A 26800-nucleotide genomic window follows, 5' to 3' on the forward strand; every position below is an offset into this window, starting at 1 on the left:
CACGCCGGGCCGACACGTCAGCGCAGGCCCAGGATTTCGCGGGTGGCCACGCCGTTGGAGGCGGTGTCGATCGCATACAGCGTGGACACGCCCTGGGTGGTCGACGCCTGCATGGTCACGTAGGACTGCTGCTGGTTGTTGGTGGCGTTGTGCGCGGCGTTGGACAACGCCTGGCTGGTGGCCACGAACAGGTTGCCCATTGCGATGGCCGGCGCATCACCAAGCACCTTGGTGTTGACCTGCGAGACCGAATCGGTGATCTGGCTGTTGACGGCGGTGGGAAATGCCATGGTGGAAGCTCCTAGGGTGGACAGCACTACAGGAACGGAGATTGCCGGCACTCAATGGATTCAGCCGAGAATCTTCCGGGTGGCGGCGCCGGTGGCGCCGGTATCGACGGCGTAGAGCAGCGCGACACCCATCGTGGTCGCGGCCTGTGCCGTGACATACATCTGCTGCTGGGCGAGCGTCGCGTTGTGGGCGGCATTGGCCAGCGCCTGCGCGGTGGCCTGGTACAGCGTGCCCATTGCCGTGGCAGGCGCCACGCCCAGCACCTGCAGGTTGGCCTGGCTGACCGCGTCGGTGATCTGGTCGTTGACGGCCGTGGGAAATGCCATGGCTCAGCTCCTTGCCTGCCGGCGCATCACGCGCCGAGGATCTGCTTGGTGGCCACGCCGGTGGTGGCCGTGTCGATCGAGTACAACGTGGCCACCCCCATGGTGGTGGCCGCCTGCGCCGTCACATAGGACTGCTGCTGCGCATTGGTGGCGTTGTGGGCGGCGTTGGCCAGCGCCTGCGCGGTGGCCTGGTACAGGTTGCCCATGGCCACGGCGGGCGCGTCGCCCAGCACCTTGGTGTTGGCCTGGGTGACCGAATCGGTGATCTGGTCGTTTACAGCGGTCGGGAATGCCATGTCGATCTCCTTGGGGTTGGCGGGTCAACTACGGAACGACGGATCAGGAACCCAGGCCGCGAACGCGGGTGCTGAGGATTTCCTTGCTTGCCACGGCGGTGGTCGCGGTATCGATCGAGTACAGCGTGGCCACGCCCATGGTGGTGGCCGACTGCGCGGTCACGTAGGACTGCTGCTGCGCGTTGGTGGCGTTGTGGGCAGCGTTGGCCAGCGCCTGTGCAGTGGCCTGGTACAGGTTGCCCACCGCCACGGCGGGCGCGTCGCCCAGCACCTTGGTGTTGGCCTGGGTGACCGAATCGGTGATCTGGTCGTTTACCGCGGTTGGAAATGCCATGTCCTGCTCCTGCGAAAGGGTGGAAGTGCGAGGTATCCAGTCTCACGGTGCGTCGCCTGCAGCGGCCTGGGCTTCACCGTGGGGCCAGAGTAGGAAATGGCGTCGCCGCCGGATTGGCGGAATCGACGGAGAATGCGGGCGGATCACCGTGAAGGCGTGGCGTGAATACGGCGGAACTGATGATCAATGCCGTCATCGCCAGCGCGGGCGCGCTGCCCGGGAGGACACACTGGGCCAGCCGCGGCTGCCGCGATTCGGCGGCGACGGGCAGCGGCCACGTCGTCGCCAAATCGGGCGGGTCAGAGCATGTAGGGAATCTTGAATGCCAAGGTAAAGTCCGGTGCATCCGGGGTCAGCCCGATGCCCAGCAGGGTCACCAGCGTGGTGTGCTGGTTGAGTGCATAGGTCACCCCCAGATTCAGTGACGCAGCGTTGGCGTCGCTGCCGATCACCTTCATCCACTTGCCGCCCTGGAAACGGGTGGACGCGCGGGTGCTGATGCGGTCGCTGAAGGACAGGCTGAGGCTGGTGCGCTCGTTGAACGCAAAGGCCACGCCGGCACCGAAGTAGACCGAGCCGCCCAGCTTCACGTCACCCGGGTTGACCGTGTCGGGATTGCTGTCGATGTCACTGAAGCCACGCGGGAACGAATGCACGTAACCGAGGTTGGCGAACAGGATCGCCGGATCGGCGGTCTTGACCATCGACAGGCCGACGTTGGCCTGCCACACGCCATTGCCGGTGGGTTGCTCCCTGGGCACGGCGAAGCGGATGTAGTCATCGTCGTCGCGCTCGATCACCTTCCAGTCCAGGCCGTAAGGCGCGCGCCCGGTGGGGGCGGTCACGCCGGCGGTGAGCACGGTCTCCGGGCGCCAGCCGCGTTCGCCGGACAGCCGGTAGTTCGCGCTCAGGCCGATATCGCCCAGCCCGTTGCCATTGGTTTCTTCCTGCGCGATCGCGGCCGCCGCACCGCCGGCACCGCCCTTCTGGTAGACCGTGCGCCGCGCCAGGTAAGGCACGTCCAGGTTGAGCGTCAGGTTCGGGCTGACACCCCAACGGGCGGCCAGGTTGTAGGTGAGCGAATCGGATTCGACGTTCTCGATGGCGATGTTGCCGAGGAAGATCGCGTCCAGTGCCAGGAAGCCGTTGAGGGTGAGCTGCTTGCGGTCGTAACGGGCGTAGGTGAGGCTGTTTTCGATGGTGAACCGGCGCGAGAACAGCGCCGATTGCTGTTGCTTCACGTCGTCCACGCTGCGCCGTGCCTCCTGCTTTGCCTGCTGCGCTTCGGCGGCGCTGCTGGCGTAGCCCTCGTTGCCGGGAGGAACGGCTGCGGCCGCGGCCTGTGCCAGGGGCGCTGCGGGAGCGACCGCATCCGGGCCGGCCCGGCCCGCCAAGCGGGCCTGCATCGCCTGCACCTGCATGTCCAGCTCGCGCAGCCGCCGCACTTCCTGTGCGTAGTTGGCTTTCAGCTGTGCCAGCTGGTTGGCCAGCGCCTGCACATCGGCGCCCTCGTCCGCCGCCGGTGGCGCAGCGAAGGCGGTGCCCGCCAGCGCCGCCAGCGCCAACGGGGTGATCCTCATCAGGGTGTGCATGTTCGTGTCCTGCGTTGTGGAGCGCTTCCCCCAACGCCGTGCCGTGGTGCTACCGGCCCGGCCCCATGCCGCGGTTCATTGCAATCGCCTGGGCCACGTTCTGGCTCAACGGCAGGTTGCCGCCCGCGGTGTCACGCACCAGCTCCAGCCGCAGCTGGTTGCTGGCGATCTGGCCGTCACCGCTCAGGGCGATGCCCTGGCCGACGCTGCCGTTGCGGATCCATTGCTGGACCAGGCCCTGGCCATCCACCTGCAGCTGCAGGCGAGCCTGGTTGCCGTCGAGCACTGCAGAGGCTGACATGCCTGCCTGCTGCGCACTGAGCGAATGCGTGCCGTCACCCGGCAGGGCCGGCACCGCGCCATCGCGGACCACCAGCGTGGCCGCATTGCGTGCGACGTTGCCATCGCCGGCCACCTGCACGCTCTGCACCAGGCCGCTGGCATTGGCGAGGCCACTGCTGTCGATGTGGCGGCCCTGCGCCTGTGGCAGCGGCGCGTCCGCAGCGGTCACGCGTACGCTGGGCTGGAAGCTCAGTTTCGGGCCGCCGGCGCCGCGGAAGTCCATGCCCAGGGTCAGCGCGCCCTGCAGCATACTTCCGTTGCCGGCCTGCCACTGCGAGGCCATCGTTACGCCGAACCAGGCCACGGCATTGCCGCCCACGGTGTAGCGGCCGCGCATCAGGTTCAGTTCGGGATCCGGGATTTCCTGCAGGCCGCGGCCGGGCGCGGCATACGCTGCCTGCAGGGGCAGGGCGGGGCTCACCAGCAGCAGGACCATTAGCAAAGGGTGGCGGAACATGGCGGAGCCTCCTTCAGAACAGGTCGGCGTGACTGAAGCCGAAGTCGACCAGTTCGGCATCGGTGATCGGCCCCTGCCGCGCGTAGAGGGCGCGGGCACTGGGCCGTTCGCTGGGTTGCAGCAGGACCGTGTTGCGATCGAAATCGCTTCCGATCACCACGAATACCGCACGTGATGGCCAGGCTGCCAGGAACTCGGGCAATGCCAGGCTGCGGTTGCCAAGGATGGGATCAGCCACCTCGGCCACACCGTCGCGCACCTGCTTGAGCACCACGAAGTGGCGGAAGCCGCGCACGTCCATCAGGACAAGGCCGGGAACGCGCAGGGTGCGCAGGCGGGCCTCGTCGATGCGATACCCGCGCCCGCGCATGCCCAGCGATTCCACGTAGCGCTTGATGTCGAGCAGCGAAAATCCGCGCTCGGCCACCAGCGCCGGATCGGAGACCCCCATCATCCCTTCGATCACCGTCGCCTCGTCGGTATCCAGGTGGTAGGCATGGCGCAGGATGGTTGCCAGGGCCGCGGCGCCGCAGCTGTAATCAGTGTGCTGCCGCACCACGTTGCGGTAGCGCCGTTCCTGCATGCTTTCCACGTTCTGCTGCAGCAATGCGCCATTGGGCAGCACGCCGGAGAAACGGACCTCGCCCGCCCACGCCGATGCCGTGCCCAGCAGCAACAGGCAGGCCAGCAGGCAGGTCGAAAGGCGGTAGCGTCTCATCGTGCTCTCCAGCTGCAGGAGGGAGCCCCTGTCCCAAGGGGGAGGAGGAACAGGGGCTCCCGGGAACCCGGCCATTGGCGGACGGCCGGGGTAGTGCGCTTACTCGCCGCTGCCGCCACCGCCGCCGGTGCTGGGCTGGGCGACTGCCAGGGCCAGGCTGTTGGCCTGCAGGTTGCCGGTGCCGGCCGCAACGTTCACGCCGATGTTGCCGGAGGCGCCGGAGAAGGCACTGCCGGACAACGCCGAGGTATTGGTCGCGTTGACGTTCACCCAGCGCGTGGTGCTGACCGTGCCGCTGAGGCTGGCGTACAGGTCGGCCACGCCCAGTTCGACGAACTGGCTGGTGCCACTCTCACGAGTATCGAAGCCCAGGCCGCCCACCCCCGGCCGGTTGGGGTTCATCGTGGCGTTCTGGATCTCGTTGTCCAGATCGATGTGGCCGGTGCTGTTGCCGTCCGGGTGCGGCAGCTCGCCATTCCAGGTATCCAGGTAGTAGTTGGCCATCTGGTAGGCGTTGCCGGAGCCGCGGTAGGTGCCCGCGCCATAGGCCAGGGTCAGGCCGCTGACGCCACCACGCATGCCCACCTGCACGGTATCCGTGTAGGACTGCACGAAGCCGGCATTGCTGACCGTGTTGCCGGTGGAGACCTGGTTGGAGCTGATGCTCGACTGGGCCACTGCGGTGGTCGCTACCGAGGCGGCGAGCGCGTTCTTCTGCTCGTTGTTGTTGCCCGAGGCGATGTTCACGCCGATGTTGCCGGACGCACCGCCGAAGGCATTGCCACCGAGGCCTGCGGCATTGGTGACGCCGGAGTTCAGGGTGGCGTTGCCGAAGCCGGCCTGGTTGACGAACACCTCGGCGTCGGCCATGCCGAAGCTGAAGGAGGCGTCGGCAGCGGACAGCGATGCGGCATTGTCCTGTGCGTTGTTGTCACCGGAGACCACGTTGAAGCCCAGGTTGCCCGATGCACCTGCACCCACGCTGTCACCGATGGAGGCGCTGTTGGTGACCAGGCTGTTGCTGGTAGCGTTGTTGCTGATCGACTGGCGGTTGTCGATCACCGCGATGGCCGCAGAGTCGAGATCGATGTCGCCGGTGATGTTGGGGTCGCCGGAGAAATCGACGTCGGTGCTGAGGCGCAGGTCCTTCTCCAGGTTCACGTCGACGCCGTGGTTGTTCTTTTCCTTGCGTTCGTCGGCCTGGATGTTGCTGTGCTTCTGCACATTGGCGTTGACGGTGCGGTTGCGCACGTCGTTGTCAGTGTGGTTGTGCGTGTCGTTGCGGGTTTCGCTGACGGTGTGGTTGTGGTTGATGTTCGCGTTGGCGTTCTGGTTGTCCCAGCCATTGGCCGCGGCGGCGGTCGAGGCAGTGGCAATCGCCATGGCGAGCATGGTCCGTTTGACGGTCGCTTTCATGGTGCCCTCTCTCTCATCAGGTGGTGCATCGGTTGGGTGGTTGTCACGGGCGGTCCTGCACGACCAGGCCCAGCACATTGGCCGTGTCGTTGCCGCTGCCCGCGATCTGATTGAGTTGCAGGACCCCGTCGAATCCCCGCAGCGCAGTGCTGGTGACACCAGCGCTGCGGGTGCCCGTCGCGGCGCCGTGACCGGTGCCGTCCCGCCCCCCTGCCAACGCGGAACCTTCGGCGGCCAGCGCCGCATCGTCGGTTTCGCGTATGCCCTGTCCGGCCAGCGTCGCGCTGACGACGTTGAGCGTCGTGTTGGCGATGCCACTGGCCTGGTTGATGGATGCGATGCCACTGGCACCTGCCAGCGCGCTGCCGTCGACGACGGCGGTGGCGTGCAGTGCTGCGCCGAGTACGCGGTTGCCACCCTGCAGTTGCCGGTTGGCGATCGACACGCCGGCACGTTCGCCCGTGGCGATGCCGCGCAGGTTGGCCTGCAGGTTGAGGTCGCCGGCGGCCTGGTTCACCGCGATGGCGCCGTTTGCACCCGCCAGGGCGCGGCCGTCGATGCGGGCGACGTCGAGGTAGACGAGCATGCCGCTGTAGTCGTCGGCCTGCGCCATCAACGGCGCGGCGAACAGGACCAGCAGCCAACGTGCCCGCTTCACTTGCCACCTGCCGGGGCCGGGCCCTGCAACGGGAACTGGGCGAGTGCGCCGCGCACGGTATCGCCGATGCCGCGGGTGCTGTTGCCGACCGCGCCGAGTGGGCCGCCCAGCGCGCTGCCGAGGTTGCTGCCGACCATGCCGTCACTGCTGCGCCCCAGCGTGCCACCGAGGGCCTGCTGGGTGACCCGTTCAACGGTGGTGCCACGCGGCGAGGCGACGGAGGCCGCCTGGCCGGCACCCATGCCGGCATAGTCCTCATCGCTCAGCTCATCCATGCCGGTCGACGGCCCCCCCGCGCCCAATGCGCTGGCAATCTCGCGCTGTGGTTTCGGGTCGGCGATCAGCGCCATGCCGGGGGGCGCCATGCGATAGGCCGGGCGTGCGGACACGTCCCGCAACAGGACGATTTCGCCCGGTTGCGGCTTCACGCCCTGACGGGCGCCGGATGCAGCGGCGTCCGCGCCAACCGCCAGCAGGGTCACTGCCAGCGCTGCGGCCAGGCCGCGAAACAGGATGGTGCCGTCCATGCCGATCTCCCGCGATGGGTGCGGCGGAACCACGCATCAACCGTGCCAACCCTGAAAGGCCTGTGCGCCCTGCCGGCAGCCGCTCGGCGGAGTGGGGCGCTGCTGCCGGGCTGTTACAGCGGCGAGGGAAAAATGTTGGGATTGCGCAGCGCCAAGCGCCACAGGGCAAGGCGGGCGCCCGACTGTCGCAGGGATGTTACAGGCGGCGCCGCAGACTGTAACGACGCCGCTTCAGCCAGTGTTTTCTTGACGCGCCGCCCATTGCGCCGCTGTTTAGCAAAGCGCTAGGATCCGCCCAACAAAGGCCGCCGTGGTGGCCGTAGGGGTCCCGGCGGAGGGCGGCACGCCGGCGATTGGCTCATAGCCCGCCGACGGTGTCCGGATGCTGGGGGAAGCATGGCAGCGGTCCCGGAAGCTTCTGCGTCGCGTTGCGTCCTCTGGTTTGGCCAGCCGCTGGCGAACGAGCGCAGCGCGATGGCAGCCGCGGGTTGGTATGTACGCAGCATTCAACCTGATCCTGCGATGGCGATCGGCCTGCGTGGGCGCGATCGCCTGCTCGCCGTTCTGGATCTGCGCCATCTGGACGCAGCGGCCTTGCAGCTGCTCAGTTCCTGGATGGAGCAGCACCTGCATCTGCCCTGGCTGGCGGTACTGCCACCCGGCGCGGGGCCCACGCCTGCGGCCTGGTTGCCCCTGCTTCAGCGCTGCCTTGCGCGGTTCACCCTGCCGTTCGGGCTGCAGGACCTGGTCTGCGCCATGCGCCAGCAGTTCGATGCAGATGATCCTGGGGCCGACGACGCCTGTGGCGGGCAAGGGCCACGTGCACTGATTGGCGAAAGCCCGGCGCTGCATGCGGTGCGCACGGTGCTGCACAAGTTCGCACCGGTGGACCTTCCGGTGCTGGTCACTGGCGAAACCGGCACCGGCAAAGAGCTGGCAGCGCATGCGCTGCACGCCCTTTCGGGACGCGCGGGCAAACCGTTCATCGCGGTCAACTGTGGTGCCATTCCAGCCAATCTGGTGCAGTCCGAACTGTTTGGCCACGAGCGCGGCTCGTTCACCGGCGCCGACAAGCGCCAGATCGGCGTGTTCGAATCGGCGCACGGTGGCACCGTGTTCCTCGACGAGGTGGGCGACCTGCCGCCCGAGGCGCAGACCAGCCTGCTGCGCGTGCTGCAGGAGGGCACCTTCGAGCGCGTTGGCAGCAGCCAGCCGTTGCGCGCGGATGTGCGGGTACTGGCGGCCACCCACGTCGAACTGGAACACGCGGTGGCGCAGGGGCGGTTCCGCAGTGATCTCTACTACCGGCTCAACGTACTGCGCCTGCCGATGCCGCCACTGCGCGAGCGCGGTGCTGATGTGCAGCTGCTGGCCGAACACTTCCTGCGCTGCTTCCGGCTGCGCCATAGCGTGCGTGCGCGTGGTTTCGCACCGGCGGCGCTGCAGGCGCTGCGTCGATTCGGCTGGCCCGGCAACGTGCGCGAGCTGCTCAATCGCGTGCAACGGGCAGCGATCATGGCCGAAGGCGAGCTGATCAGTGAACGCGATCTGGAACTGGGCGAGCCCGCGCAGGCGCTGCCGAGCCCGATGCTGCACGATGCCCGCGGCCAGGCCGAGCGCGATGTGCTGCTGCAGACGCTGCGCCAGACCGGCTACAACGTCTCCGAGTGCGCGCGGCAGATGCAGATCTCGCGGGTGACCGTGTACCGGTTGTGCCGCAAGCACCGGCTGGAACTGCCGGCGCAGCGCTGATCACCCGGCCGCGACATGCTCAGGCATGGGTATCTCCCGCGACGTCGATGCGTGGGCTGCGGAAGCCCATCGCGATCCAGGCCGTCATCAGCCGTGCATAGAACCGCAGCGACCGGGTCTCCAGGTTCGGCACATCGTCCGGAAGGGCAGACGCATCTGGAAGATCACTGACCATCGTCCGCATCTCCACGGCGGGTCTTGCCGATGCCGGCCACAGCAGGCCATACAGGCTCAGCCAATGGCCACCGCTGAACTCCAGGAAGAGTGGCGTATTGCAGCAGCCCGCCAGGACGCGGCGACTGCCGCCCCTGCTCGACAACCGCAATGCGTGCAGCAGGGTTTGCCCTGCGTCGAAGCGGACGCGATCCTTGCGCTGCATTACGAAATGCGTCTGGCCGTGTGGTCCAAGTACCTGCGCCGCTCCAGGCATCGACTGCAGCTGGGCGCCGGCCCTGCGGCAGCTGTCGCAGCAGCATTCGACGGTGGCGATGGGGCGACCGATGATGGTCAGGCGGACCTGGCCGCAGGCGCAGGCGAGGGGCTGATGGGAGGGCATCTGCATTTTCTCCTGGGGTATTCATCCTCTCGACGAACCCGGGCTCTGGAAATCGACACCGCCTGCCTTCAGGGCCGCGTCATCCGGTAGCGGACGCGGTACAGGTCCAGTCCCTCGCCGCCTACGCGGCGCGCTGAGTAGGTCAGCGTATCGCGGCGCGAACCATCCAGCATCGCGCCGTAGCTGTCGCTGCCGGGCTCGTTCATGGGCGAGGGCAATGCATGGCCCGCGTCATAGTGGCCTCCACGCTCGTAGGCGATGAACTGGCGGACCGGGGCACTTCCGAAGTCCAGGGCACGGGCAAACACCACCGTGCGGCCATCGCCCAGGAAGGTGGCATCGAACTCCTGCGCTGCGGTATTGAGGTCCCCCGCCAGCGGCCGCGCGGGCTGCGCCACGCCACCGAGCATCACCGCCACGTAGAGGTCATGGCCACCCGCAGCGCCGGCACGATCGCTGGAATACAGCAGCGTGCCTGCGTCCGGCGAGAGCATCGGCGCGAACTCATCGGCCGCGCTGTTCACTGCGGGGCCGAGATTGACCGGCGTGCCGAATTGACCGTCGCCCCCCATGCTGACCCGATACAGATCGTCACCGCCGTAGCCACCGGCACGATCCGAACAGAAATACACCACCCGTCCATCCGCGGAAAACGCTGGATCGAAGTCACGGCCCGGTGTGTTGAACGAAACCGGCGCCGCCGGCCGCCAGCGCCGCCCATCGTGGCGCGAGATCCAGATGTCATACCCGCCCGGACCGCCTGGCCGGTTGCGGCTGAACCACAGCGCGGTCTTTCCGTCCGGGCTCAGGGTCAGTCGAATCTCGTCATGTTGCGTGGATGCAATGCCGGGGGCAAAGCGTTCGGCGGGGCCGACGATCTGCAGCCGTTCTGAGGGCGAAGTGAGAGACGATGCAGAGACCAGCAGCATCACCGCCAGCAGCGCCCTCATGCCTGTCGCTCGAAGTCGCTGACCCAGTTGGTCTCCCAGCTGCGTCCGCCATCGGCCGAGGCCGCCTGTTCCCAGCGCGCCGAACGCGGGGTAATGCGTGACCAGATCACCCGCGTCTGGATCGCTCGTCCGTCGTGCTGGTCGTCGCCGAAGAAGCGGCCGACACCGGCGTCGAAACCACCACGCAGAGGCGCGCCGATCCGGGTCGGCTCCCGGCCATCCAGCCACCAGCTCAGCCACTGCCGCTCCGTTGCATTCCAGGCGCGGATGCCCATGCCGCGCAGCGGCGCTCCAGGCACGTCCATCAGGTTGTCGCCCACGTTGCCGAATCCTCCCAGTACCGGCCAGTTGTGCAGGGTGCCGTTGAACGCGTCCCAGGCATCGCTGCCAGCCAGCCGCGCGCGCAGGCGACGATGGCGAACGCTCCAATGGCCCACCAGGAAATCAAAATCGCGCGGTGCATCGGCCAGCTTCGGAAGCGGCGAGGGGACCGCAGCGGTGCGACGGAACCAGTTGCGCCAGTTGACCTCCCAGTGCTCGCCCGCATCGGCAGAGAACGCCTGTTCCCACCATGGTTCCTCGCCATGGATGTCATGCCAGCGGAACCACACGTCGATCGGGCGTCCGTCGATCCGGTCGCGGCCGCGGAAGCTGCCGGCAGTGTTGTTGAAGCCCCCGCGCACCGGCGGCTCGATACGGCCTGGGGTGCGACCGTCGATCCACCAGATCGACCACAGGGACGACACCGGATCAAACGCACGCACACCCAATCCCCTGTAGGGGCCGGAGGGCAGCGCCATCAGGTTGTCATCGATGGTGCCGAGCCCGCCCAGGGTCAGCCAGACCGCGCTGGAGCCGGTGAAGGACTCCCAGCGGGTGTCTCCCACCAGGCGCTCCTTGAGGCGCTGGTGCCGGACCTGCCAGTTGCCCTGCAACCATTTCCAGTCTTCGTTGTGGCTGGCCAGGGCCCATCCGGCGGGCACGGCGGCGGATGCTGCCGCGGCGGCCAGGGTGGCCAGGAACTGCCGTCGATCCATGTGCGTGATCCCATGCCGGAGGTGCCGCCATCGTTGCGGGAAAAGGGGGGATTGACCACGCAGATATCGCGGCTCAGGCTAAGCCACACTTATGGTCACCCAACGCCAGCTGCCATCGCTTGCCGCCATCCGCGCCTTCGAGGCGGCGGCGCGGCTGGGCAGTTTCGCCCGTGCCGCCGAGGAGCTGGACACCAGCGCGGCATCGGTGAGTTACCACGTGCGGCGGCTGGAGGCGCAGACCGGCACCTGCCTGTTCCTGCGCCACGCGCAGCATGTGGAACTGACGGATGCCGGAGCCAGCGTCGCGCAGGAGGCCACCCGGGCCTTCGACGCGCTTCGTGCCAGTTTCATGCGCGCCGCGGATATGGATGCCTCGCGACTGCGTCTGTCTGTACTGCCAACACTGGGCACCAGTTGGCTGACGCCGCGCCTGGGCAGCTTCCGTGCGCGCCATCGGGACATCGTGCTGGAACTGGACCTGTCGGCGGAGCCGCAGGACCTGGCAGCGGGGCGTTTCGACGCGGCCATCCGCAACGGGCATGGCCACTGGCCCGGCCTGCAGGCCACGCCCTTGTTTCCCAGTGTATTCACACCGCTGTGCGCACCGTCGCTGCTGCCCGCCGCACGTGACCTGGGCCGTTGCGGGCTGGATGTCGCGCTGCTCGGGCGGCCAGACTGGTGGGCATTGTGGTTCTGCGCGCATGGGCAGGTTCCACCGCCGGCACTGGACAGTTTCGTAGCGCCGTTTGCTGCGGAGCATCTGGACGTCGGTGCCGCGATTGCGGGGCAGGGGATCGCCATCGGTTCGCCGATCCTGTTCCAGGCGGAGCTGGACAGTGGGCGACTGGTACAGGCGCATCCAGGCGTGGCCGGTGACGGCCGCAGTTTCTGGTTCGTGGCCCCCACTGCGCGCAGCCGCAGCGCCAAGGTCGTCGCATTCGGTGACTGGCTTGGCGAGCAGGCAGCTGAGGCACGGCACGCAGCACGGCATCACCTGGCACACGCGGTGATGCCGTGAACCAGAGCCCCGAACTGCTGCGGCGCCTGCTGCGTGCCAAGGACCGGATGGACCACGCCAGCCACGAAGACTGGCCGGTGGCGCGGCTGGCCGCGGTGAGTGCCGTGTCACCTGCGCATTTCGCGCGCTCGTTCAAGCAGGCATTCGGCCTGCCACCGCACCGCTACCTGCTGAGCCGGCGCATCGAACGGGCCGTGGCGATGTTGCGTGACACCGACCTGCCGGTCACCGAGATCGCCGCGCAGACCGGCTGGAGCAGCCTGGGCACCTTCGGGCGCATCTTCCGTGACATCACCGGCGACAGCCCGGGCAATGTGCGCGAGCGTGAGCGCGCCGGCCAGATGACGCCGGCCAGCGTGCCGGAATGCCACGCACGTGCCGCGCAGCGACCGGACCTGAACATCGCGGTGCTGGAAAAGCGCCGCCGCGCCGCGGTTGCCGGCGAAGGTGCCGCGTAAGCAACCTCCCGTGATGCGGTCGAGGGCGCTCCTGGCGGAGAATCAGGCTGGCACGGTACCGGTGGTCAACGTGTCCGCCATTGCCGCTGGCGTGTCCCCTGCCAGGTCCTCCAGCCCGGAAACATCCGTATCCAGCAGGCAGCTGGCGAACAGGTAGAAGCAGTAAGCATCGGCGAAATTGGATCCGAGGCCGAATGAAATCCTGACCGCACCGCAATCTCCCTTTTCAAGGATCTTCTCGTCGAACGTCTTGCAGTCGAGGATCTTCCCGGTCTTGTCCAGTTCACAGTGTTCGGCACCTGCTGTGGCGTAGGTCGCCTGCTGCACGGCGCCGAGGTTGCAGAAACAGCCGTTGCGCAGGGTTATGCCGAAACGGTCCGCGGCGCGCTTGATGCGCGCGTGCGGCATGATCGAGCCATAGCAGTCGAAGAAGTTCAGCATCAGTGTTGCGCCCCTGAGTGCGGGAGGGGGGCCATAGACCCGGCACAGCGGCCGGTCGCCCTTGATGCGGTGGCGAAGGGATGACAGTCGTGCGTCTGTCCACGCCGCGAGGGCGCTTGAGCGCCGGGCCAGCGCTTCCACGCCACCCATCGCGGCGATGAATTCGAAGCCTCTGGCGATCGCCGGGAATGCCGCATAATTGGGCGTGCCGACTTCGAAACGCTGGCCGGCGTCGCGGTAGAGCAGGCGGTCGGTGGGCGACCACGGCCCGGAGTAGTAGCACACGCCGCCGCCCGCGAAGGAGGTCGGCTTGAGCATGTCGAGCGCGGCCCGCCGAGCGAGCAGGCAGCCTGCGCCGGTGGGGTAGCCGAAGATCTTGTAGAAGGACGCTACGACAAAATCGGGACGATGGATCGTGCAGTCCAGCCGCGATTGCGGTACCCAGGCCGCCGCATCGCACAGCACCCATGCGGCGTGCTGCTGGGCTCGCGCGATCCACCCCAGATCATGGCGGACGCCGGTCGCATTGGATTGCGCCGGGAATGCCAGCAGATGCGTTGCACCGGGCTGCAGCCGTTGCAACGCACGCTCCATCAGTCCGTCGTGCAGCCGCAGATCATCGTCCAGGGGAATGTACTTGACCGTTGCGCCCTTCGATGTGGCGTACTCCCGCAAGCCGTGCACCGATGTGTGGTTGTCCTTGGTCAGTAACAGCTGCGAACCCTGCTGGAAGGGGAATGACTCGGCCACCAGCCGGATCGCGCTGCTGGCATTGGCGGTAAAGATGATCTCGTACTCCTCCGGGGTGCATCCGAAGAAGGCGTAGATCTCATCGCAGGCCTTCTGGAAGGCAGCATGGGAGGCCTTCGATCCACTGTGCGGGTTGCCGAGAATCGTGCGCTTGAGCGCCTGGTAGTCCTGCTCGAGCAGGCTGTCAGGTGGCAGCGTTCCCCCCACATGATCCAGGTACGTCACCTGCTGCTCATCCAGCCGCGCGTACTCATGCTGGCGCATTGCCTCGACCAGGTGTTCGGGATACCCGGGATGGTCGGCGAGGAACTGCGCCTTTGCATCGTGGAAGGCTGACATGGCCCGCGCGCAGGATGGGGCCGGCGAGCCAGCAGGGCACGGCGGCGAGGGCAGTCGCGAGAGGTTGCGGAACTCGAGCAATGGACGGAAGTCCGCGGGCGGAACGACCGTTGGCAGTGCCGTACCCGTTGCGTCCGCCACGCCGCGTATCAGCCAAGCCTCTACGCGATAGCGCTGATCGGGCACCTGCTCACGCAACGCGTCCATCATCGCATCGAGGTAGCGTTCCCGGCTGGCGGTATCGCACTGATTGAACTCCTCCAGCAGGATGCAGGCGTTGAAGAGGAACTCGCGGGCATCTGCTTCGCCAAGCGAGAACGCGAGCGGATGCAGCGCGGCGGATGCACCTTCGCCGCGGTCCAGCCCCTCGATCGCGAAGGCGCGCGTGATGGGGGAGGGATCGGTCAGGCTCAGGGCCGCATCCATCAGTCGCGATGGCATGCCGAAGTGATTCTGCGACTGCTGGCGAGCCAGTTCAAACAACTGGTTGTAGTGGAACGCCGTCGCGTAGACCCGGCCCCCCGGGCGAAGCACGCGCCGGAACTCGCGGGCAACCCGGGCTTTGTCGGGAGGGAACATCAAGCCGAAACCACAGACGATGATGTCGAAGCTGTTGTCCGCGAAGGGCAGCTCGGCCATGTCGACGTCGGGAATCAGTGGGACGTCGCGTTGGAGCTCGGCGCTCAATACGTTCCGGGCCACGTCCACCGCGATCGCCGACAGGTCCGTGGCGACCAGGCGGAGGCCCAGCGGCTTGGCCAGGTCCTGGTACAGGTTGGCCGTTATCACCCCTGTTCCACAGGCGACTTCCAGGATGTCGGTGGCACCGGGTGCTGCGCGGATATCCGCAGCGATCTCCCGCGCCAGCAGTTTTCCGTAGGGACTGAATATTCGTGGGCTCAGCACGCGCTCATAGAATTCCATGAAAGTGCTGAGTGACCAGTTGCGTTCGGATACCACCTTGCATCGGTGCGGCGAGACATCCTGCATGGCGCGCTCCAGGGAGGTGCAGAGGTGCAGAGGTGCGGTGGGGTGGTTAATCGCGGCCGTTATCGCATGCTTGTCGAAATGCTTTGAGTGATTGATATCACATAATGTTCACTTAATAATTCCAGTAAATGCGCCTCGTCACGCATTCCCGCATTCATGGATGCGCTCGGCGGCCAACATCGCAGTTTTGGAGAAGCGCCACCGCCGGGTGATTGCTATCGTGGCCCCACCTGAGGGAGGTCCCATGACAAACACTGTGAACACGGTTGGCCTGTATGTGCGCGACCAGGATGAAGCGCTTGCGTTCTACGTCGGCACGCTCGGCTTCGAAGTGCACACCGACGTGCGCAATGGCAGCTACCGTTGGCTGACGGTCCGGAGCCCCGGCCAGGACGGCTTTCAGCTGGGGCTGTTCATGCCGGGCCCGCCCACTCATGACGCGGCCACCGCGCAGGCACTGCAGCAGCTCGTGGCCAAGGGCGCGATGCCGCCGCTGGTGCTGGCCGTCGATGACTGCCAGGCACGCTATACGCAATGGCGGGCGCAGGGCGTCGAGTTCACCCAGGAGCCGGTCGAACGCTACGGCGCCGTCGATGCCGGCTTCCGTGACCCGTCCGGCAATGGCTGGAAGATGATCGAAGCCCGCTCCGAAGCGAGGCGCTAGCAATGAGCCGGGGTAGCTGGGCGCGGCCCGTGCATCGCTGGACCTCGATCGTGTTCACCCTGGCGGTGATCGCCAACTTCGCCGTCCGTGGCCTGGGGCAGGGCGAGCCTGCGGCGTGGATCACCTATTCGCCGTTGCCACCCCTGTTCCTGCAGCTGTTCACTGGGCTGTACCTGTTCGTGCTGCACTACGCCGGGAAACGCCGCCGCGCCGCGCCGGACGCTGCTGGCTGAAGCGGCGTCAGGCGACCGCGCTGGCCGCGTAGGCAGCAAGCAGTGCCGGCAGCTGGTCCATGCGCTGGAAGATGACCTTCGCACCGGCAGCGCGCAGGGCCTCCGGCGTGCTGTGGTGCGGGCCGCCCTCGCTGAAACCAAATACGGTCGCACCCGCCGCGACGCCGGCGGTCGCGCCGGTCACGGTGTCTTCGATCACCGCACAGCGGGCCGGGTCCACACCCAGCGCAGCAGCGGCGGCCAAGTACACGTCCGGGTGGGGTTTTGTGCGCGGCATGTCCTGGCCACTGAAAACGTGGTTGCCGAAGGCATCGAGGATGCCGACCTTGCCCAGCTGCAGCTTCACCTTGAACAGGTCGGCACCGGACGCGCAGGCAATGCGGCCACCGGTCGCCGCGGCGATCGCACGCACGGCCTCGGGTGCCCCCTGGATCGCCTCAAGGTCCTGTTCCAGCGCACGGTTCCGCTGCTGGCGGAATGCTTCCAGCCATTCCTCGGTGAACGGCTTGCCGGTGCGCTCTGCGATCAGCCCGGCCAGATGGGCCACGGATTGGCCGAGAAAGACCTCGCCCGCCTGCGCCGGGGTCAGCGGCCAGCCGCGTGCGGTCAGCATTTCCGAGAGCACACGGGCCACCAGCGGCTCGGAATCGACCAGCACGCCGTCGCAGTCGAACAGCACGGCATCGAAGGGGAAACGGGACATCTACTACTCCGGGAACAGCCAAAGGGGCAACGTGCCCGCCATTTTCCCATAGCGGGACGGGCAGGGCACGCTGGCCACAGGAACGCTAGACTGCCGGGCCACCCCGCCCAGCGCCTGCACGGGAATACGCCTTGAACCGATTGCGAACATTCTTCAGTGCGTACCCCATCCAGTTCGCGATGGCCGCCAAGCTTTACGTGCTCTGCCTGTATCTGCCCGTTGCCCGCCGCCTGGTCGAGTCCGGGCACCGCCTGGGGCCGCCCGAGGCCTCAGGAGAAATCGGCTACGCGCTGGCGGAGCTCGGCTTCAGGCTGAGTCTCTTCGCCGGAGCGGCGGTACTGGTGTCGATGCTGCTGTTCGGGCGTCGGGGTGCGCTGCAGATCCGGCACCCGCTGATCGCTTCGATCGCCTTTTTTGGGTTGCTGATCATGCTGGATCGCGCGATGCGCATTCCACTGGCGCAGGCGCCGTTTGCCGTCCACAGCGCCGCCGCCATCAGTCTGGGCCTGCTTGCGCATGCACTGTTCCTCACGCTGCTGGCATTGGTGCCAGCGCTGCTGATGCAGCGACGCGCACGTGCCGAGGGCAGGCACCATCACCTCATCAGTGCCAGCATGGCCGGCGCCCTGACGCTGATGGCTGGCAGCTCCGTGGTCCCCATTTTGGTGTTGCAGCTGCCTGTGGGATTCTCGCCAGGTGAGTTCATCATGCCCGTTGCCGGCGGCGCCGCGCAGCTGCAGTTTGCGAGCCTGATCCTGCTGGTGGCCTGCGCGCTGGCCACGTTTGCCGGCCTATGGGCCAGCGCGCCGTCGCCGGAACCCGCATCGACGGCGCGCACGATGGGGGTGTCGCTGATCCTGCTTGCCACGACGCTGCTGATCATCCTGGCCAGCATGGCGTACCTGCTGCGAACGCTGTCCGCTGGGGCGCCGACGATAGGGCGCGGGCTTGTCGTTGCCACCGTCGTCGGCGCCGCATTGCAGTTCGTGTTTGCGAGAGTGCTGGCGTCACGATGGCTGCGCGTGCAGGCATCGTGACGTTCCTCTGCCCGCCGGTCAGCCCAGGTCACACCCGGCCGGCTGCGGCCAGGTGGTGGCCGGCAGCATGTTCTTCAGCGAGGCCGGTGCGTTGATCGCCACATAGCTGGCGCCCAGCAGTTCCTCCAGATCGGCAATGGTCACCAGGTAGTTGTCCAGGCTGCCCAGGTTGGCCTCGTTGGGAATGATCCAGCTGATCGCCTTGGCCGTTCCGGTGTGCGGATCACGGGTGATGATCGTCTTCCAGAAGAACTCCGGCGTCGGAATGCCATGGCTGGCCAGGAAGTAATCGTTGGCGGCATCGCCGTAGACCACGCCGCCGTAGACATCCACCGGCGCGATGTCGCGGTAGCACTCGGCCACGTTCTCGGCCTTCACCCAGATGCCCTGGTTGAAGCCGGATACCTGCGGCACGATGTTGGTCATGTAGTTGGCGCGGCGGATGTAGGTGGCGTTGTAGTCCATGTGGTTGGACGTGACCAGATGGCCACGGTCATAACCGGACTTGATGCTGGCATAGGACGCGGTGCTGGCCTGGCCCAGGCAACCCGCCGGCAGGTCCGGATCCTTGTAGAAGCTGGACGGGCGCGCGGCGGAACCGGTATCGGCGGTGAGCGTGTACTCGTAGCGGGTGGCACTGTGGATGCTGCAGTCGTAGGTGAGCACGAAGCCGCCCTTGTTGAGGGTGACCACCTGGGCCTGGGCGGCGCCGGCGAAGGCACTGAGGACGAACGCGAAGAAGAAGCTTGCAAGGCGCATTTCGATTCTCCAGCAGAGGATTCGGGACGCAGCCGTCCGTCACGACCTGGCCGGGGCGAGGACATGCGGGGATGCTGCGGAGACGGGTGCTGCGGGTTGCGGTGGGACCTGGCCGCGCTGTTGGGCCATCAGCCACGCGGTGGCGTAAGCGTCACAAGCTGTCGCCTTGTGGTCAATGACGAAAGGACGAAGCTGTGACCATGCGCAAGCACTGGTGATATGTCAGATCACACGGCGCGTGGATGACACGCGCGCGTGCTAGGCACCTGGCAGACGTGCCACCTGCGTGCCTGAACCTGCGGTGGCGAGCACTACAAGGAAGCTTCCTGCTCTTCGTCCGGCGCCAGGCAGGCGGCCTTGCTTTGCTCGCTGGAATCGGCAATGACCGCTTCGCCGAAACCATTGCGGCTCAACCACAGGCGATTCCACCGGTCCAGGGCGTCGCCGTCGCGCGCCCAGCAGGCGAAGCGGGTAATGGTCTCCAGGTTGTCGATGGTCGGGTAACGCTGCGCGATTTCGTCCAGGCCCTGGCGCATCAGCGGCCAATCGAGGGCCGCCGCGCGGAAGTGATCGGCCGAGTACGCGGTGGCCGACCAGTACAGTCGTGCATAGCGCATGGCCCGCTTTTTCTTCGGGGCACTGGCCATCGAGTGCCGCGCGAAGGCTTCCATCTTCTGTGCGTTGCCACCCCAGGCCGGCGTGAAGTGCTGCATGGCAATGAAGTGAAGTGGCTCGTAGTCGGGGAAGGCCTTGGCGGCACGGTCGACAAGCTTCAGTAATTCTTCGTCATCCGCGCTTTCGCGCTGCGCGATGAGGACGGTCATCTCGTGCCAGAACGGATCGCCGCCGGCAACGCCCTCATGCGATTGCAGGTAGGCCTGCGAAACTGCGTTGTACTCATGGAACTGGGCCCAGTCTTCGGCGCTGACGGTGTTGGCGTAACCGTTGCCGCGGTAGCTCCAGGCCAGGTTGAGCGGAATCCGTGCAGTCATCAGATGGGCCGCCGGCGACTTCGGCGCGTACTGGACCCAGCGCGCCGCCCACGCCGACCAGTGGTTCCAGGCCTCCACCTCCTGCCGCGCCGTGCCGATCGCACGCGACATGCAGAGGTAGAAACGGCCCAGCCGGGATTCGCCTGCGGCGTTGAGCTCGCCCGTGCGGAAGCGCGCGGCCATCGCGTCGAGTGCCGCGAAGTCGTCGTTGGCCATCCATCGCGCGATATCGGCGCAGTCGTTCGTCGGCTCGGGGGCCGCTCCGGCCATGGCGGAAGGGGCGAACAGACTGGCCACGCTGAAGAGCGTGCCGACGAAGAGCGTCCTGCGCATCGGGGGGCATCCTTGCATTGATGGGAGCCTGCGGAGGGCCCGCAGCGCCGGGAAGCATAGCAAGGTGCGATTTGCGCCATGCTGCGTCGCAAGGTGCCAGCTACCATTCGCACTGGTACGGTCCGACCCGTTGCACCACCACCGACGGGGAGAGACAACGATGCGCAAGGTTCTGCTGCTGTTGATCCTGCTGACCGGGCTGGCGCCCACCGCTTGGGCAGCCACGGTCAAGACCACCCATCGCACCATCCCAGGCTGGGATGGCACGCCCCTCGGGGCCTTCGTCATCGAACCGCAGGATGCCGGCAGTGGCCGCTACCCGCTGCTGGTGATGCCCAGCAGCTGGGCGGTGCCCAGCGTGGAATACGTGGGGGTGGCGCAGTCGCTGGCGCAGCGTGGCTATGTGGTGATCAGCTACAGCTCGCGCGGCTTCTGGGAGTCGGGCGGCAGCATCGACATTGCCGGGCCCGCCACGGTCGAGGATGTCAGCGCGCTGATCGACTGGGCGCTGGACAATACCCGCGCCGACCCGGCAAGGATCGGTGTTTCGGGCATTTCCTACGGCGCCGGCACCAGCCTGCTGGCGGCGGCGCGCGACCCGCGCATCAAGGCCGTTGCCGCACTGAGCGGTTGGGCCGACCTGCAGGCGTCGCTGTACAGCCATGACACGCCCAGCGCCCAGGGCATCGCCCTGCTGGTGGCTGCGGGCCTGGCCACCGGCCGGCCCGGCGCGGAGCTGGCCACCATCAACCGCAATGTGCTGGCCGGCAATTACCAGGGGGCGGTGGACTCGCTGCTGCCGGTGGCGGCACAGCGCAGCCCGGCCAGCAGCCTGGACGAGATCAATGCCAACCAGCCGGCGGTGTTCCTCGCCAACGCCTTCAACGACAGCCTGTTCCCGCCGGGCCAGCTGGTCGACTTCTTCAACCGGCTGAAGGGCCCCAAGCAGCTGCAGCTGCGCCACGGCGACCACGCCCTCAACGAAGCCTTCGGCGCGCTCGGCATTCCCAACGAGGTCTATGCCGCCGTGGGCAACTGGTTCGACCACTACCTGAAGGGCGTGGCCAATGGCATCGATCGCCAGGCAGCGGTGCAGCTGAAGTCGCAGAAGGGCAGCTGGAGCCGCTACCCGGACTGGCAGGCCACCAATGCGGGCGCCGTCAGCTACGGGCTGACCGCGCCGACCGGGTTGTTGCTGCCTACCGGCGGGCTGGCGGAGAACGGTGGCCGCACCGGCTGGGACTACCGCATCGGCAGCGGGCTGCTGACTGCCGCCAACTCCGGCGTGGTGATGGCGTCCGGCGCGCTGCAGATGTTCAACCTGCCGCCGGGCGCCTATGTGCCGTTCGTTGGCCGCGCCGCTGCAGGTGTCGGGCAGGGCCCGGTCTACTGGAGCGCACGCCGCCTGGATGGCGCACCGGAAGTGCGGATGACGGTGACGCCCAGCCGGGCCAACACCACGCTGTATGCGTACCTGTATGCCGAAGACGTGCTGGGCAACGGCCAGCTGATCAGCCACAAGCCGTACACGCTGCGCGGAGCCACGCCCGGCCAGCCAAAAACAATCGATCTTCGGTTGGAAGCCAGCAGCTGGAACCTTCCAGCCGGCAGCCGCCTGACCCTGGTGGTCGATACCGTGGACCTGCGCTATGCGGGCATCAGCCAGCTGGGCGGTGCGGTGACCTTCAGCTCACCGGCCAACGCGCCTTCGGTGCTGAAGGTGCCGCTGCATTGATGGGGCGCCGCGCCCGTTGCGGCGGGCGTGGCGCAGGGTGAGAGCACGTTGCGGGACTGGGGAGCGATCCAGAACGGGAAGGGATCCATCACCAATGCACGGTCCCGTGCGCCCCAGGTCGACAGCAGGGATGGCCGCTGTGGCGCGAGCCGGCTGATGCGCCGGCCAGGCCGGTGCGTCTACCTGCTCCGGTGGTTCCAGATCGCATTCACATGCCCTGCGGCAGCAGGGCGCTGATCATCTCGTGCTGCCTGGACAGGTTCGCCCGTTGCACGAAACCCTGGATGATCGAGGCCGCCACCTTGCGCTGGTTGTCCATGTCCAGCAACGGTGCGATGGCCTGCCCGGAACCCTCGGGGCAGTCACGGAACGGGCAACCGACCGGGCCTGCAGTGGTGAATGTCAGGATCGCCACGGCCACGCGCGCCGCCGGCGAGTGCGGCGCATCGAAGATCACCAGCGTTCGCTCATAGCTGATACCCGTCGAACGCACGGTTGAGTGCAGGGAATCCTCGATGGTCATGTTCGCGCCGAGGTCCCGGGCAAGTGCAATGAAGCAGTTGGCCGCCGTCGCCTTGCGCAACGTTGCATGGTCGGTGCGGATGATCATCGCGCAGTCGACGCCGGAGATCGGCACCTGGGTGACATCCAGGTACGGGTTCTGTGCCAGTGTCCCGACCAACGCGAGATCGTCGCTGTAGCCACAGGATGCGACAGGTGCATTCAGGCATCGCAGCAGCGTTGCGATCCGCTGCGCACCCCACTGCCGCCCAAGCTGCAGACGCTGCGTGTGGATGGCCGACAGGGCGCCGTGATCAAATCCCGAGGATGACGCCTGCATGCGCGCCTTGACCTCACGCATGCAGGTATCGACCTGCTGCATGCAATCCCTGTCGTCGCTGAACACCGGTGCCGCCGAGATGCCATCGATCACCCGGCCGAACGTCGCCAGGTCGCCCTGCTGGTCGCGGTACCAGTCGTAAATGCGCTTCACGTTGCGGCGGCGCTTGTCCAGCTTGTCCGCACCCGGCCAGCCGGGATAGGCAGCGATCTCGCACAGCATGGTCAGGCCTTCCCACAGGTGGTACTCCATGCTGGGCAGCGGCAGCCGCCAGCGCTCCTCCGCGCCGGCATCCTCGGCAATCACCAGATGGTTGCGGATGATGTCCGACCACACTGTCACGGCCTCCACGGTATCGCGGCGCGGCGTGGTCACATCGATCAGTTCCATCAGGATCGGCCGCGGCGTCACCGGGTCATCACCGGCAGGCGCCTTCGGATCCTTCACCCAGCGCGCGTGCCAGGTGTAGCCCATGCGGTACAGCACGAAGGGTTTGATGCCGTCGTTGAGGATGATGCCGGGTGGCGGTGGAGGGGTAGGCGGCGGCTGCACGGGCTGTGGCGTCGGCGGTTGCGGCAGCACCGACGGGTTCGTCACCGGCGTCGACGTGCCAATGCCCTTCAGCGGCTTGCTGGTGAACAGATGCAGGCCCGCACGGTCACGCTCGTACACCTTCCGGAACGTCTGCGGATTGTCACATGTCACCAGGCACTGCTGGCCGGGTGGCACGTGGATGTCCACCGTTGAAAGGTCCACGACCTGGCCAGCCAGGGGGCTCTGGGCGGGTGCGCACACGCTGATCTCCAGCGCGATGTTGAGGCCGGCACCGAGCATCACCTCGATCACGATGTCTTCGACACCGCCGTGCAGGGCATCCTGTGCCGGGATCGGGATCCAGGGGTTGATCACCACCTGCGTATCCCAGTCGGACCTGCCGAAATCGAACAGCGTCGGCGGCGGGTCGGCCGGGCGTTCCAGCAGCGCGTCCAGTGCATTGCCGCCCTTGACGTAGAAGAACATCAATGGCTCACCGGGCTTCAGGCTGTAGTCCCGCCGCACCTTGCTGGACAGGCTGCGCAGCTGGTCCTTGATGTCCGACAGTGCCTTGACCACGACCGAGCGGACGTCGGGATACAGCTGGGCGTTGTTGATCTGCACGGTGAGCTGCTTGCTGATGTGGCGCCGGGCCTCGCGCTCGGGCGTGCTCTCTTTCATGGTGGGCCTCGCGGGGGGGGCAGGGGATCACACGGGTGAGCGCTGGACGCTCAGGCGGGTGACAGCAGAGCGGCGATCTCCCGGTACCAGTTGATCTCCTGGCTACCTGGCCGGGCGCTGGCCAGGGCCTCGTCAACCTCCAGTGTTCCTTCGCCTGGAACCTCCACCCTTACCCCCAGGACATTACGCAGATTGGCCACCGGCACCCGTCCGACGCTCGCCACCTCCCAGTCGGTCACCAGGCAGGACTGGGGGCGCGCAGGGCTGCTGGCACTGGCCTGGACATTGTTCTCGGCCTCCTGCGCCATCCGCAGAAGCTCCTCGGCCGTTGTGCGGAAGCGAACCAGGGAGAAGCTGCCTCCCCCATCCGGAAACAGCCGAGCACGCAGATCGCATGCGGCCCGTCCCTGCCCAAGCCAGATGCCAAGCTCCTCTTCGAACTCGCGGCGCGCGGCGCGCTCCTTGCGTTCGTTGTTCAAGCGGCCACCGCCGGGCAGGGCCCATTGGCCCGCCTGGTTCACCAGCGCCGGGGGCAGGCCATCCGACCACGCACCGACTTCCGCCACCAGGCGTTGTGCGAGCATCAACGCAGCGGCCCAGTTCGGAGTGCCCCGGGTGGACGGCGGCAATGCGATGGCGAGCTCCCGCAAGGTTGCACGCGCAGCACTGAACGGGGGAGGGGTTCTTGCGTCCTCGCGGAACAGGCTCTGCAGAGCGGCCAGCGTCTCCATGGCGACGTCATCGGTTTGCGGATGCGTGCGTTCGGCGCTTTCAAGCGCTCGGTCCAGGGCGTCCATCGTGCGGGGCAGCGTGCGCTCGCCGCGGTAGGCGACTGACCCCGCGGCGCGCCAGGCGCCGGAAAGCAGCTTCCTCAGCAGATCCCAATCCTGCTCTGTGCCACCGCCGGACGCGTTGCGGATGGCCAGCACAGCGGCCATCGCTTCGGCAGAAAGTACGACAACGGAATTGCTGCCCCACCAGCTGTTGAGCACACGTTTACGGACGACCAGATAGTGAGCTCCATCCCAGACTGCGACGTAGACCTGGCTCATGGTGCACCCCCTCGTTCAACCTGCGTGGAGGGCGCTGGGCGCATTGCCGCTGTGCCAGCGGTAGTCCGGGAAAGGCATGCCATGTCTCGCTCCTGTGGGCTCGAAAGAGTGGGGGGCTTGGTGGCGTTGCCATCGGCTTGCAGGCAGTGCGGCACCGTGGATCCACTGTAGGAGCGGGGGGCGAGGGAAGATCGGCGCCAGCGACGATGTATGCGGTGGAACCCACGGAACAGGAGAGCAGGGCCGTTGATTCCCCCGCATTGGCGCGAAGCTCGTGGCCGCGCAGGCGTCAGCGGCTGCCGGCGCCCATCTCCGGGTCGTGCAGGCCCCGCAGCTTCTTCTTGTTGATCTTGCCGACGCTGGTGCGCTCGATCGCATCGACGAACCGCACGCGGTCCGGGATGGCGTAGCGCGAGATATCCCCCGAGCGGCTGCGCGCTGCGACCAGCGCGATGATCTCGTCTTCGGTCACGTCACTGCCGGGCTGCCGGACCACCAGCGGCAGCGGCCGCTCTCCCCATTTCGCATCGGCGATGCCGATCACCGCGACTTCGTTCACTGCAGGATGCAGGGCGATGATGTCTTCCAGCGCCAGCGAGGAGATCCATTCGCCACCGGTCTTGATCACATCCTTGATGCGGTCGGTCACCCGCAGATACCCATTCGCATCGATGTTGCCGATGTCCCCGGTGTGCAGGTAGCCACCGGCCCACAGCGTCGCTGAAGCGTCGGGATCATGCAGGTAGCCCTGGGTGAGCCAGGGCGCGCGCACCACCACCTCGCCGGTGGCGACCCCGTCGTGGGCGACATCCCTCATCTCCGGGTCGACGATGCGCAGGTCCACCAGCGGCACCGGAATGCCCGCCTTGGTCCGCAGTGACAGCGCCTCGTCCGACCCCGCCAAGGTCCCGGCATCAATCTGCGCCAGGGTGAGCAGCGGGCAGGTTTCGGACATGCCGTAGCCACCGAAGATATCGATGCCACGCGCAAGTGCCCGCTGCGCCAGCGCTCGTGGCAGGGCCGCACCGCCGATGATCACTTTCCAGTTGCGCAGGTCGGTCTGCGCGGCGTCGGGGTGGTCGAGCAGCATGTGCAGGATGGTCGGCACGCAGTGCGAGAAAGTCACCTTTTCGCGGGCGATCAGCGCCAGCAGGTTTCCCGGCAGGTAGCGGCCCGGATAGACCTGCTTGATGCCGAGTAGCGTCGCCACGTAGGGGACGCCCCAGGCGTGCACATGGAACATGGGCGTGATGGGCATGTAGACGTCGCCGCGGTGCAGCCGCCCTTGGCTCGATGCGCTGCCCAGGGCGGCCATCGCCGCCAGGGAATGCAGCACCAGCTGCCGATGGCTGAAGTACACCCCTTTGGGCAGGCCGGTGGTGCCGGTCGTATAGAACACCGTGGCGCGGGTGTTCTCGTCGAAGTCCGGGAAGTGCTCGATGGGCGTGGCCGTGCGCAGGCCGGTTTCATATTCCGTCACGAAGCCCGATGGCAGTGGTCCTTCCGCGTCGTCCAGCAGTACCCGGGCGTGCAGGTCTGGCAGTTGTGCCGCCAGGCCCTCCAGCAGCGGCAGGAACTCGCGGTTGGCCAGGATCACCCGCGCGCCGCTGTGGTTCAACGTGTAGGCAATCTGTTCCGGCGCCAGACGGATGTTCACCATCATCAACACCGCACCGATCATCGGCACGGCGAAGTAGGCTTCCAGGTAGCGGTTGCTGTCCCAGTCCATCACCGCCACGGTGTCGCCCTGCCGGACCCCAAGCGATGCCAGCAGTCCGGCCAGCTGGCCGATGCGTGCCTGCAGCGTGCGGTAGTCGAAGCGGACCTTGTCGCCGTAGACGATCTCCTGCCCTGGATGTGTCGCCAGCGGCGTGAGCAGCAACTGCTTGATCAGCAGCGGGCAGGTATCGGCGGCAGGGGGGAATGACATGGGGGTTCCTTGTGGGCGGCGTAACGATCGCCGGTCGTCACTGCCCACACTAGCCATC

The 26800-nt window shown here is 67.0% G+C and carries 27 protein-coding genes; 7 read left to right on the forward strand and 20 right to left on the reverse strand.

The features are described 5' to 3' along the window. Positions 1–17 precede the first annotated feature (17 nt). The 10 genes from V3B30_RS00985 to V3B30_RS01030 all read right to left on the reverse strand — a co-directional run bounded on the left by V3B30_RS00985 (position 18) and on the right by V3B30_RS01030 (position 6957). Complete coding sequence (locus V3B30_RS00985) at positions 18–290, reverse strand: RebB family R body protein (RefSeq protein ID WP_005416651.1); 273 nt, start codon at positions 288–290, stop codon at positions 18–20. 60 nt (positions 291–350) lie between these two features. Then, a complete protein-coding gene (locus V3B30_RS00990; protein ID WP_100472488.1) occupies positions 351–617 on the reverse strand; it encodes a RebB family R body protein in 267 nt (88 codons plus the stop codon). A 26-nt stretch (positions 618–643) separates the two neighbouring features. Next, entirely contained in the window at positions 644–913 is a 270-nt protein-coding gene (locus tag V3B30_RS00995; protein WP_005416649.1) for a RebB family R body protein, read from the reverse strand. A gap of 43 nt (positions 914–956) precedes the next feature. Then, positions 957–1247, reverse strand: a complete 291-nt coding sequence (locus tag V3B30_RS01000) for a RebB family R body protein (RefSeq protein ID WP_005416648.1) — start codon at positions 1245–1247, stop codon at positions 957–959. Between the two features lie 299 nt (positions 1248–1546). Then, on the reverse strand, positions 1547–2839 hold the full coding sequence (locus V3B30_RS01005; RefSeq protein WP_100472486.1) for a transporter: 1293 nt from the start codon (positions 2837–2839) through the stop codon (positions 1547–1549). 49 nt (positions 2840–2888) lie between these two features. Then, the gene (locus V3B30_RS01010; protein ID WP_262082513.1) at positions 2889–3638 is read right to left on the reverse strand and encodes a hypothetical protein; all 750 of its coding nucleotides are present in this window, start codon (positions 3636–3638) and stop codon (positions 2889–2891) included. A gap of 13 nt (positions 3639–3651) precedes the next feature. Then, positions 3652–4356 carry a C39 family peptidase gene (locus V3B30_RS01015; protein WP_100472481.1) on the reverse strand — a complete coding sequence of 235 codons (705 nt, stop codon included), beginning with the start codon at positions 4354–4356 and terminating at the stop codon, positions 3652–3654. 99 nt (positions 4357–4455) lie between these two features. After that, positions 4456–5772, reverse strand: coding sequence for an adhesin (locus V3B30_RS01020; protein ID WP_262082514.1), 1317 nt, complete (start codon positions 5770–5772; stop codon positions 4456–4458). Positions 5773–5815: 43 nt separating this feature from the next. Next, positions 5816–6385 (reverse strand): hypothetical protein, encoded by a 570-nt coding sequence (locus V3B30_RS01025; RefSeq protein WP_262082673.1) that lies wholly within the window; start codon positions 6383–6385, stop codon positions 5816–5818. 41 nt (positions 6386–6426) lie between these two features. Then, positions 6427–6957, reverse strand: coding sequence for a hypothetical protein (locus V3B30_RS01030; RefSeq protein ID WP_100472477.1), 531 nt, complete (start codon positions 6955–6957; stop codon positions 6427–6429). 396 nt (positions 6958–7353) lie between these two features. On the opposite strand from V3B30_RS01030, the gene V3B30_RS01035 reads away from it, so the two are divergent. Next, positions 7354–8709, forward strand: a complete 1356-nt coding sequence (locus V3B30_RS01035) for a sigma-54 dependent transcriptional regulator (protein ID WP_262082515.1) — start codon at positions 7354–7356, stop codon at positions 8707–8709. 19 nt (positions 8710–8728) lie between these two features. Here V3B30_RS01035 and V3B30_RS01040 read toward each other — a convergent pair whose 3' ends face one another. The 3 genes from V3B30_RS01040 to V3B30_RS01050 form a co-directional block, all read right to left on the reverse strand. Then, a complete protein-coding gene (locus tag V3B30_RS01040; RefSeq protein WP_315973617.1) occupies positions 8729–9271 on the reverse strand; it encodes a hypothetical protein in 543 nt (180 codons plus the stop codon). 62 nt (positions 9272–9333) lie between these two features. After that, complete coding sequence (locus V3B30_RS01045; RefSeq protein ID WP_262082517.1) at positions 9334–10215, reverse strand: hypothetical protein; 882 nt, start codon at positions 10213–10215, stop codon at positions 9334–9336. Then, positions 10212–11252, reverse strand: a complete 1041-nt coding sequence (locus tag V3B30_RS01050; protein ID WP_262082518.1) for a hypothetical protein — start codon at positions 11250–11252, stop codon at positions 10212–10214. Before V3B30_RS01050 ends, V3B30_RS01045 begins: the two co-directional genes overlap by 4 nt. A gap of 91 nt (positions 11253–11343) precedes the next feature. Here V3B30_RS01050 and V3B30_RS01055 point away from each other — a divergent pair, with 91 nt between their 5' ends. Continuing rightward, on the forward strand, positions 11344–12270 hold the full coding sequence (locus tag V3B30_RS01055; RefSeq protein WP_262082519.1) for a LysR substrate-binding domain-containing protein: 927 nt from the start codon (positions 11344–11346) through the stop codon (positions 12268–12270). Beyond that, complete coding sequence (locus V3B30_RS01060; RefSeq protein WP_100472464.1) at positions 12267–12728, forward strand: AraC family transcriptional regulator; 462 nt, start codon at positions 12267–12269, stop codon at positions 12726–12728. Before V3B30_RS01055 ends, V3B30_RS01060 begins: the two co-directional genes overlap by 4 nt. Positions 12729–12770: 42 nt before the next feature. Here V3B30_RS01060 and V3B30_RS01065 read toward each other — a convergent pair whose 3' ends face one another. Further along, complete coding sequence (locus tag V3B30_RS01065) at positions 12771–15248, reverse strand: aminotransferase class V-fold PLP-dependent enzyme (protein ID WP_262082520.1); 2478 nt, start codon at positions 15246–15248, stop codon at positions 12771–12773. A gap of 244 nt (positions 15249–15492) precedes the next feature. Here V3B30_RS01065 and V3B30_RS01070 point away from each other — a divergent pair, with 244 nt between their 5' ends. Together V3B30_RS01070 and V3B30_RS01075 are read left to right on the forward strand one after the other, a co-directional pair. Next, positions 15493–15912: a VOC family protein gene (locus tag V3B30_RS01070; protein WP_262082521.1), complete on the forward strand. Its 420-nt coding sequence runs from the start codon at positions 15493–15495 to the stop codon at positions 15910–15912. A 2-nt stretch (positions 15913–15914) separates the two neighbouring features. After that, positions 15915–16145 (forward strand): hypothetical protein, encoded by a 231-nt coding sequence (locus tag V3B30_RS01075; RefSeq protein ID WP_100472457.1) that lies wholly within the window; start codon positions 15915–15917, stop codon positions 16143–16145. Positions 16146–16152: 7 nt separating this feature from the next. Here V3B30_RS01075 and V3B30_RS01080 read toward each other — a convergent pair whose 3' ends face one another. Then, complete coding sequence (locus V3B30_RS01080) at positions 16153–16848, reverse strand: HAD family phosphatase (RefSeq protein ID WP_262082522.1); 696 nt, start codon at positions 16846–16848, stop codon at positions 16153–16155. A 131-nt stretch (positions 16849–16979) separates the two neighbouring features. On the opposite strand from V3B30_RS01080, the gene V3B30_RS01085 reads away from it, so the two are divergent. Next, positions 16980–17885, forward strand: coding sequence for a hypothetical protein (locus V3B30_RS01085; protein ID WP_262082523.1), 906 nt, complete (start codon positions 16980–16982; stop codon positions 17883–17885). A gap of 18 nt (positions 17886–17903) precedes the next feature. On the opposite strand, the gene V3B30_RS01090 is transcribed toward V3B30_RS01085, so the two are convergent. Next, a complete protein-coding gene (locus V3B30_RS01090) occupies positions 17904–18644 on the reverse strand; it encodes a DNA/RNA non-specific endonuclease (RefSeq protein ID WP_262082524.1) in 741 nt (246 codons plus the stop codon). Between the two features lie 311 nt (positions 18645–18955). Continuing rightward, entirely contained in the window at positions 18956–19969 is a 1014-nt protein-coding gene (locus V3B30_RS01095) for a hypothetical protein (protein ID WP_262082525.1), read from the reverse strand. Between the two features lie 160 nt (positions 19970–20129). On the opposite strand from V3B30_RS01095, the gene V3B30_RS01100 reads away from it, so the two are divergent. After that, positions 20130–21704 (forward strand): alpha/beta fold hydrolase, encoded by a 1575-nt coding sequence (locus V3B30_RS01100; RefSeq protein WP_329809595.1) that lies wholly within the window; start codon positions 20130–20132, stop codon positions 21702–21704. Between the two features lie 208 nt (positions 21705–21912). Here the strand turns inward: V3B30_RS01100 and V3B30_RS01105 are convergent, their stop codons facing one another. The 3 genes from V3B30_RS01105 to V3B30_RS01115 form a co-directional block, all read right to left on the reverse strand. After that, on the reverse strand, positions 21913–23760 hold the full coding sequence (locus V3B30_RS01105) for a hypothetical protein (protein WP_262082527.1): 1848 nt from the start codon (positions 23758–23760) through the stop codon (positions 21913–21915). Between the two features lie 50 nt (positions 23761–23810). Then, positions 23811–24812 (reverse strand): NUDIX hydrolase, encoded by a 1002-nt coding sequence (locus V3B30_RS01110; RefSeq protein ID WP_262082528.1) that lies wholly within the window; start codon positions 24810–24812, stop codon positions 23811–23813. A 289-nt stretch (positions 24813–25101) separates the two neighbouring features. Continuing rightward, positions 25102–26742, reverse strand: a complete 1641-nt coding sequence (locus V3B30_RS01115) for a fatty acid--CoA ligase (protein ID WP_262082529.1) — start codon at positions 26740–26742, stop codon at positions 25102–25104. Positions 26743–26800: the final 58 nt, after the last annotated feature.

Origin of the sequence: Stenotrophomonas sp. SMYL41, assembly GCF_036319965.1 — a bacterium.
In the GTDB taxonomy this organism is placed as follows: Bacteria; Pseudomonadota; Gammaproteobacteria; order Xanthomonadales; family Xanthomonadaceae; genus Stenotrophomonas; species Stenotrophomonas maltophilia_R.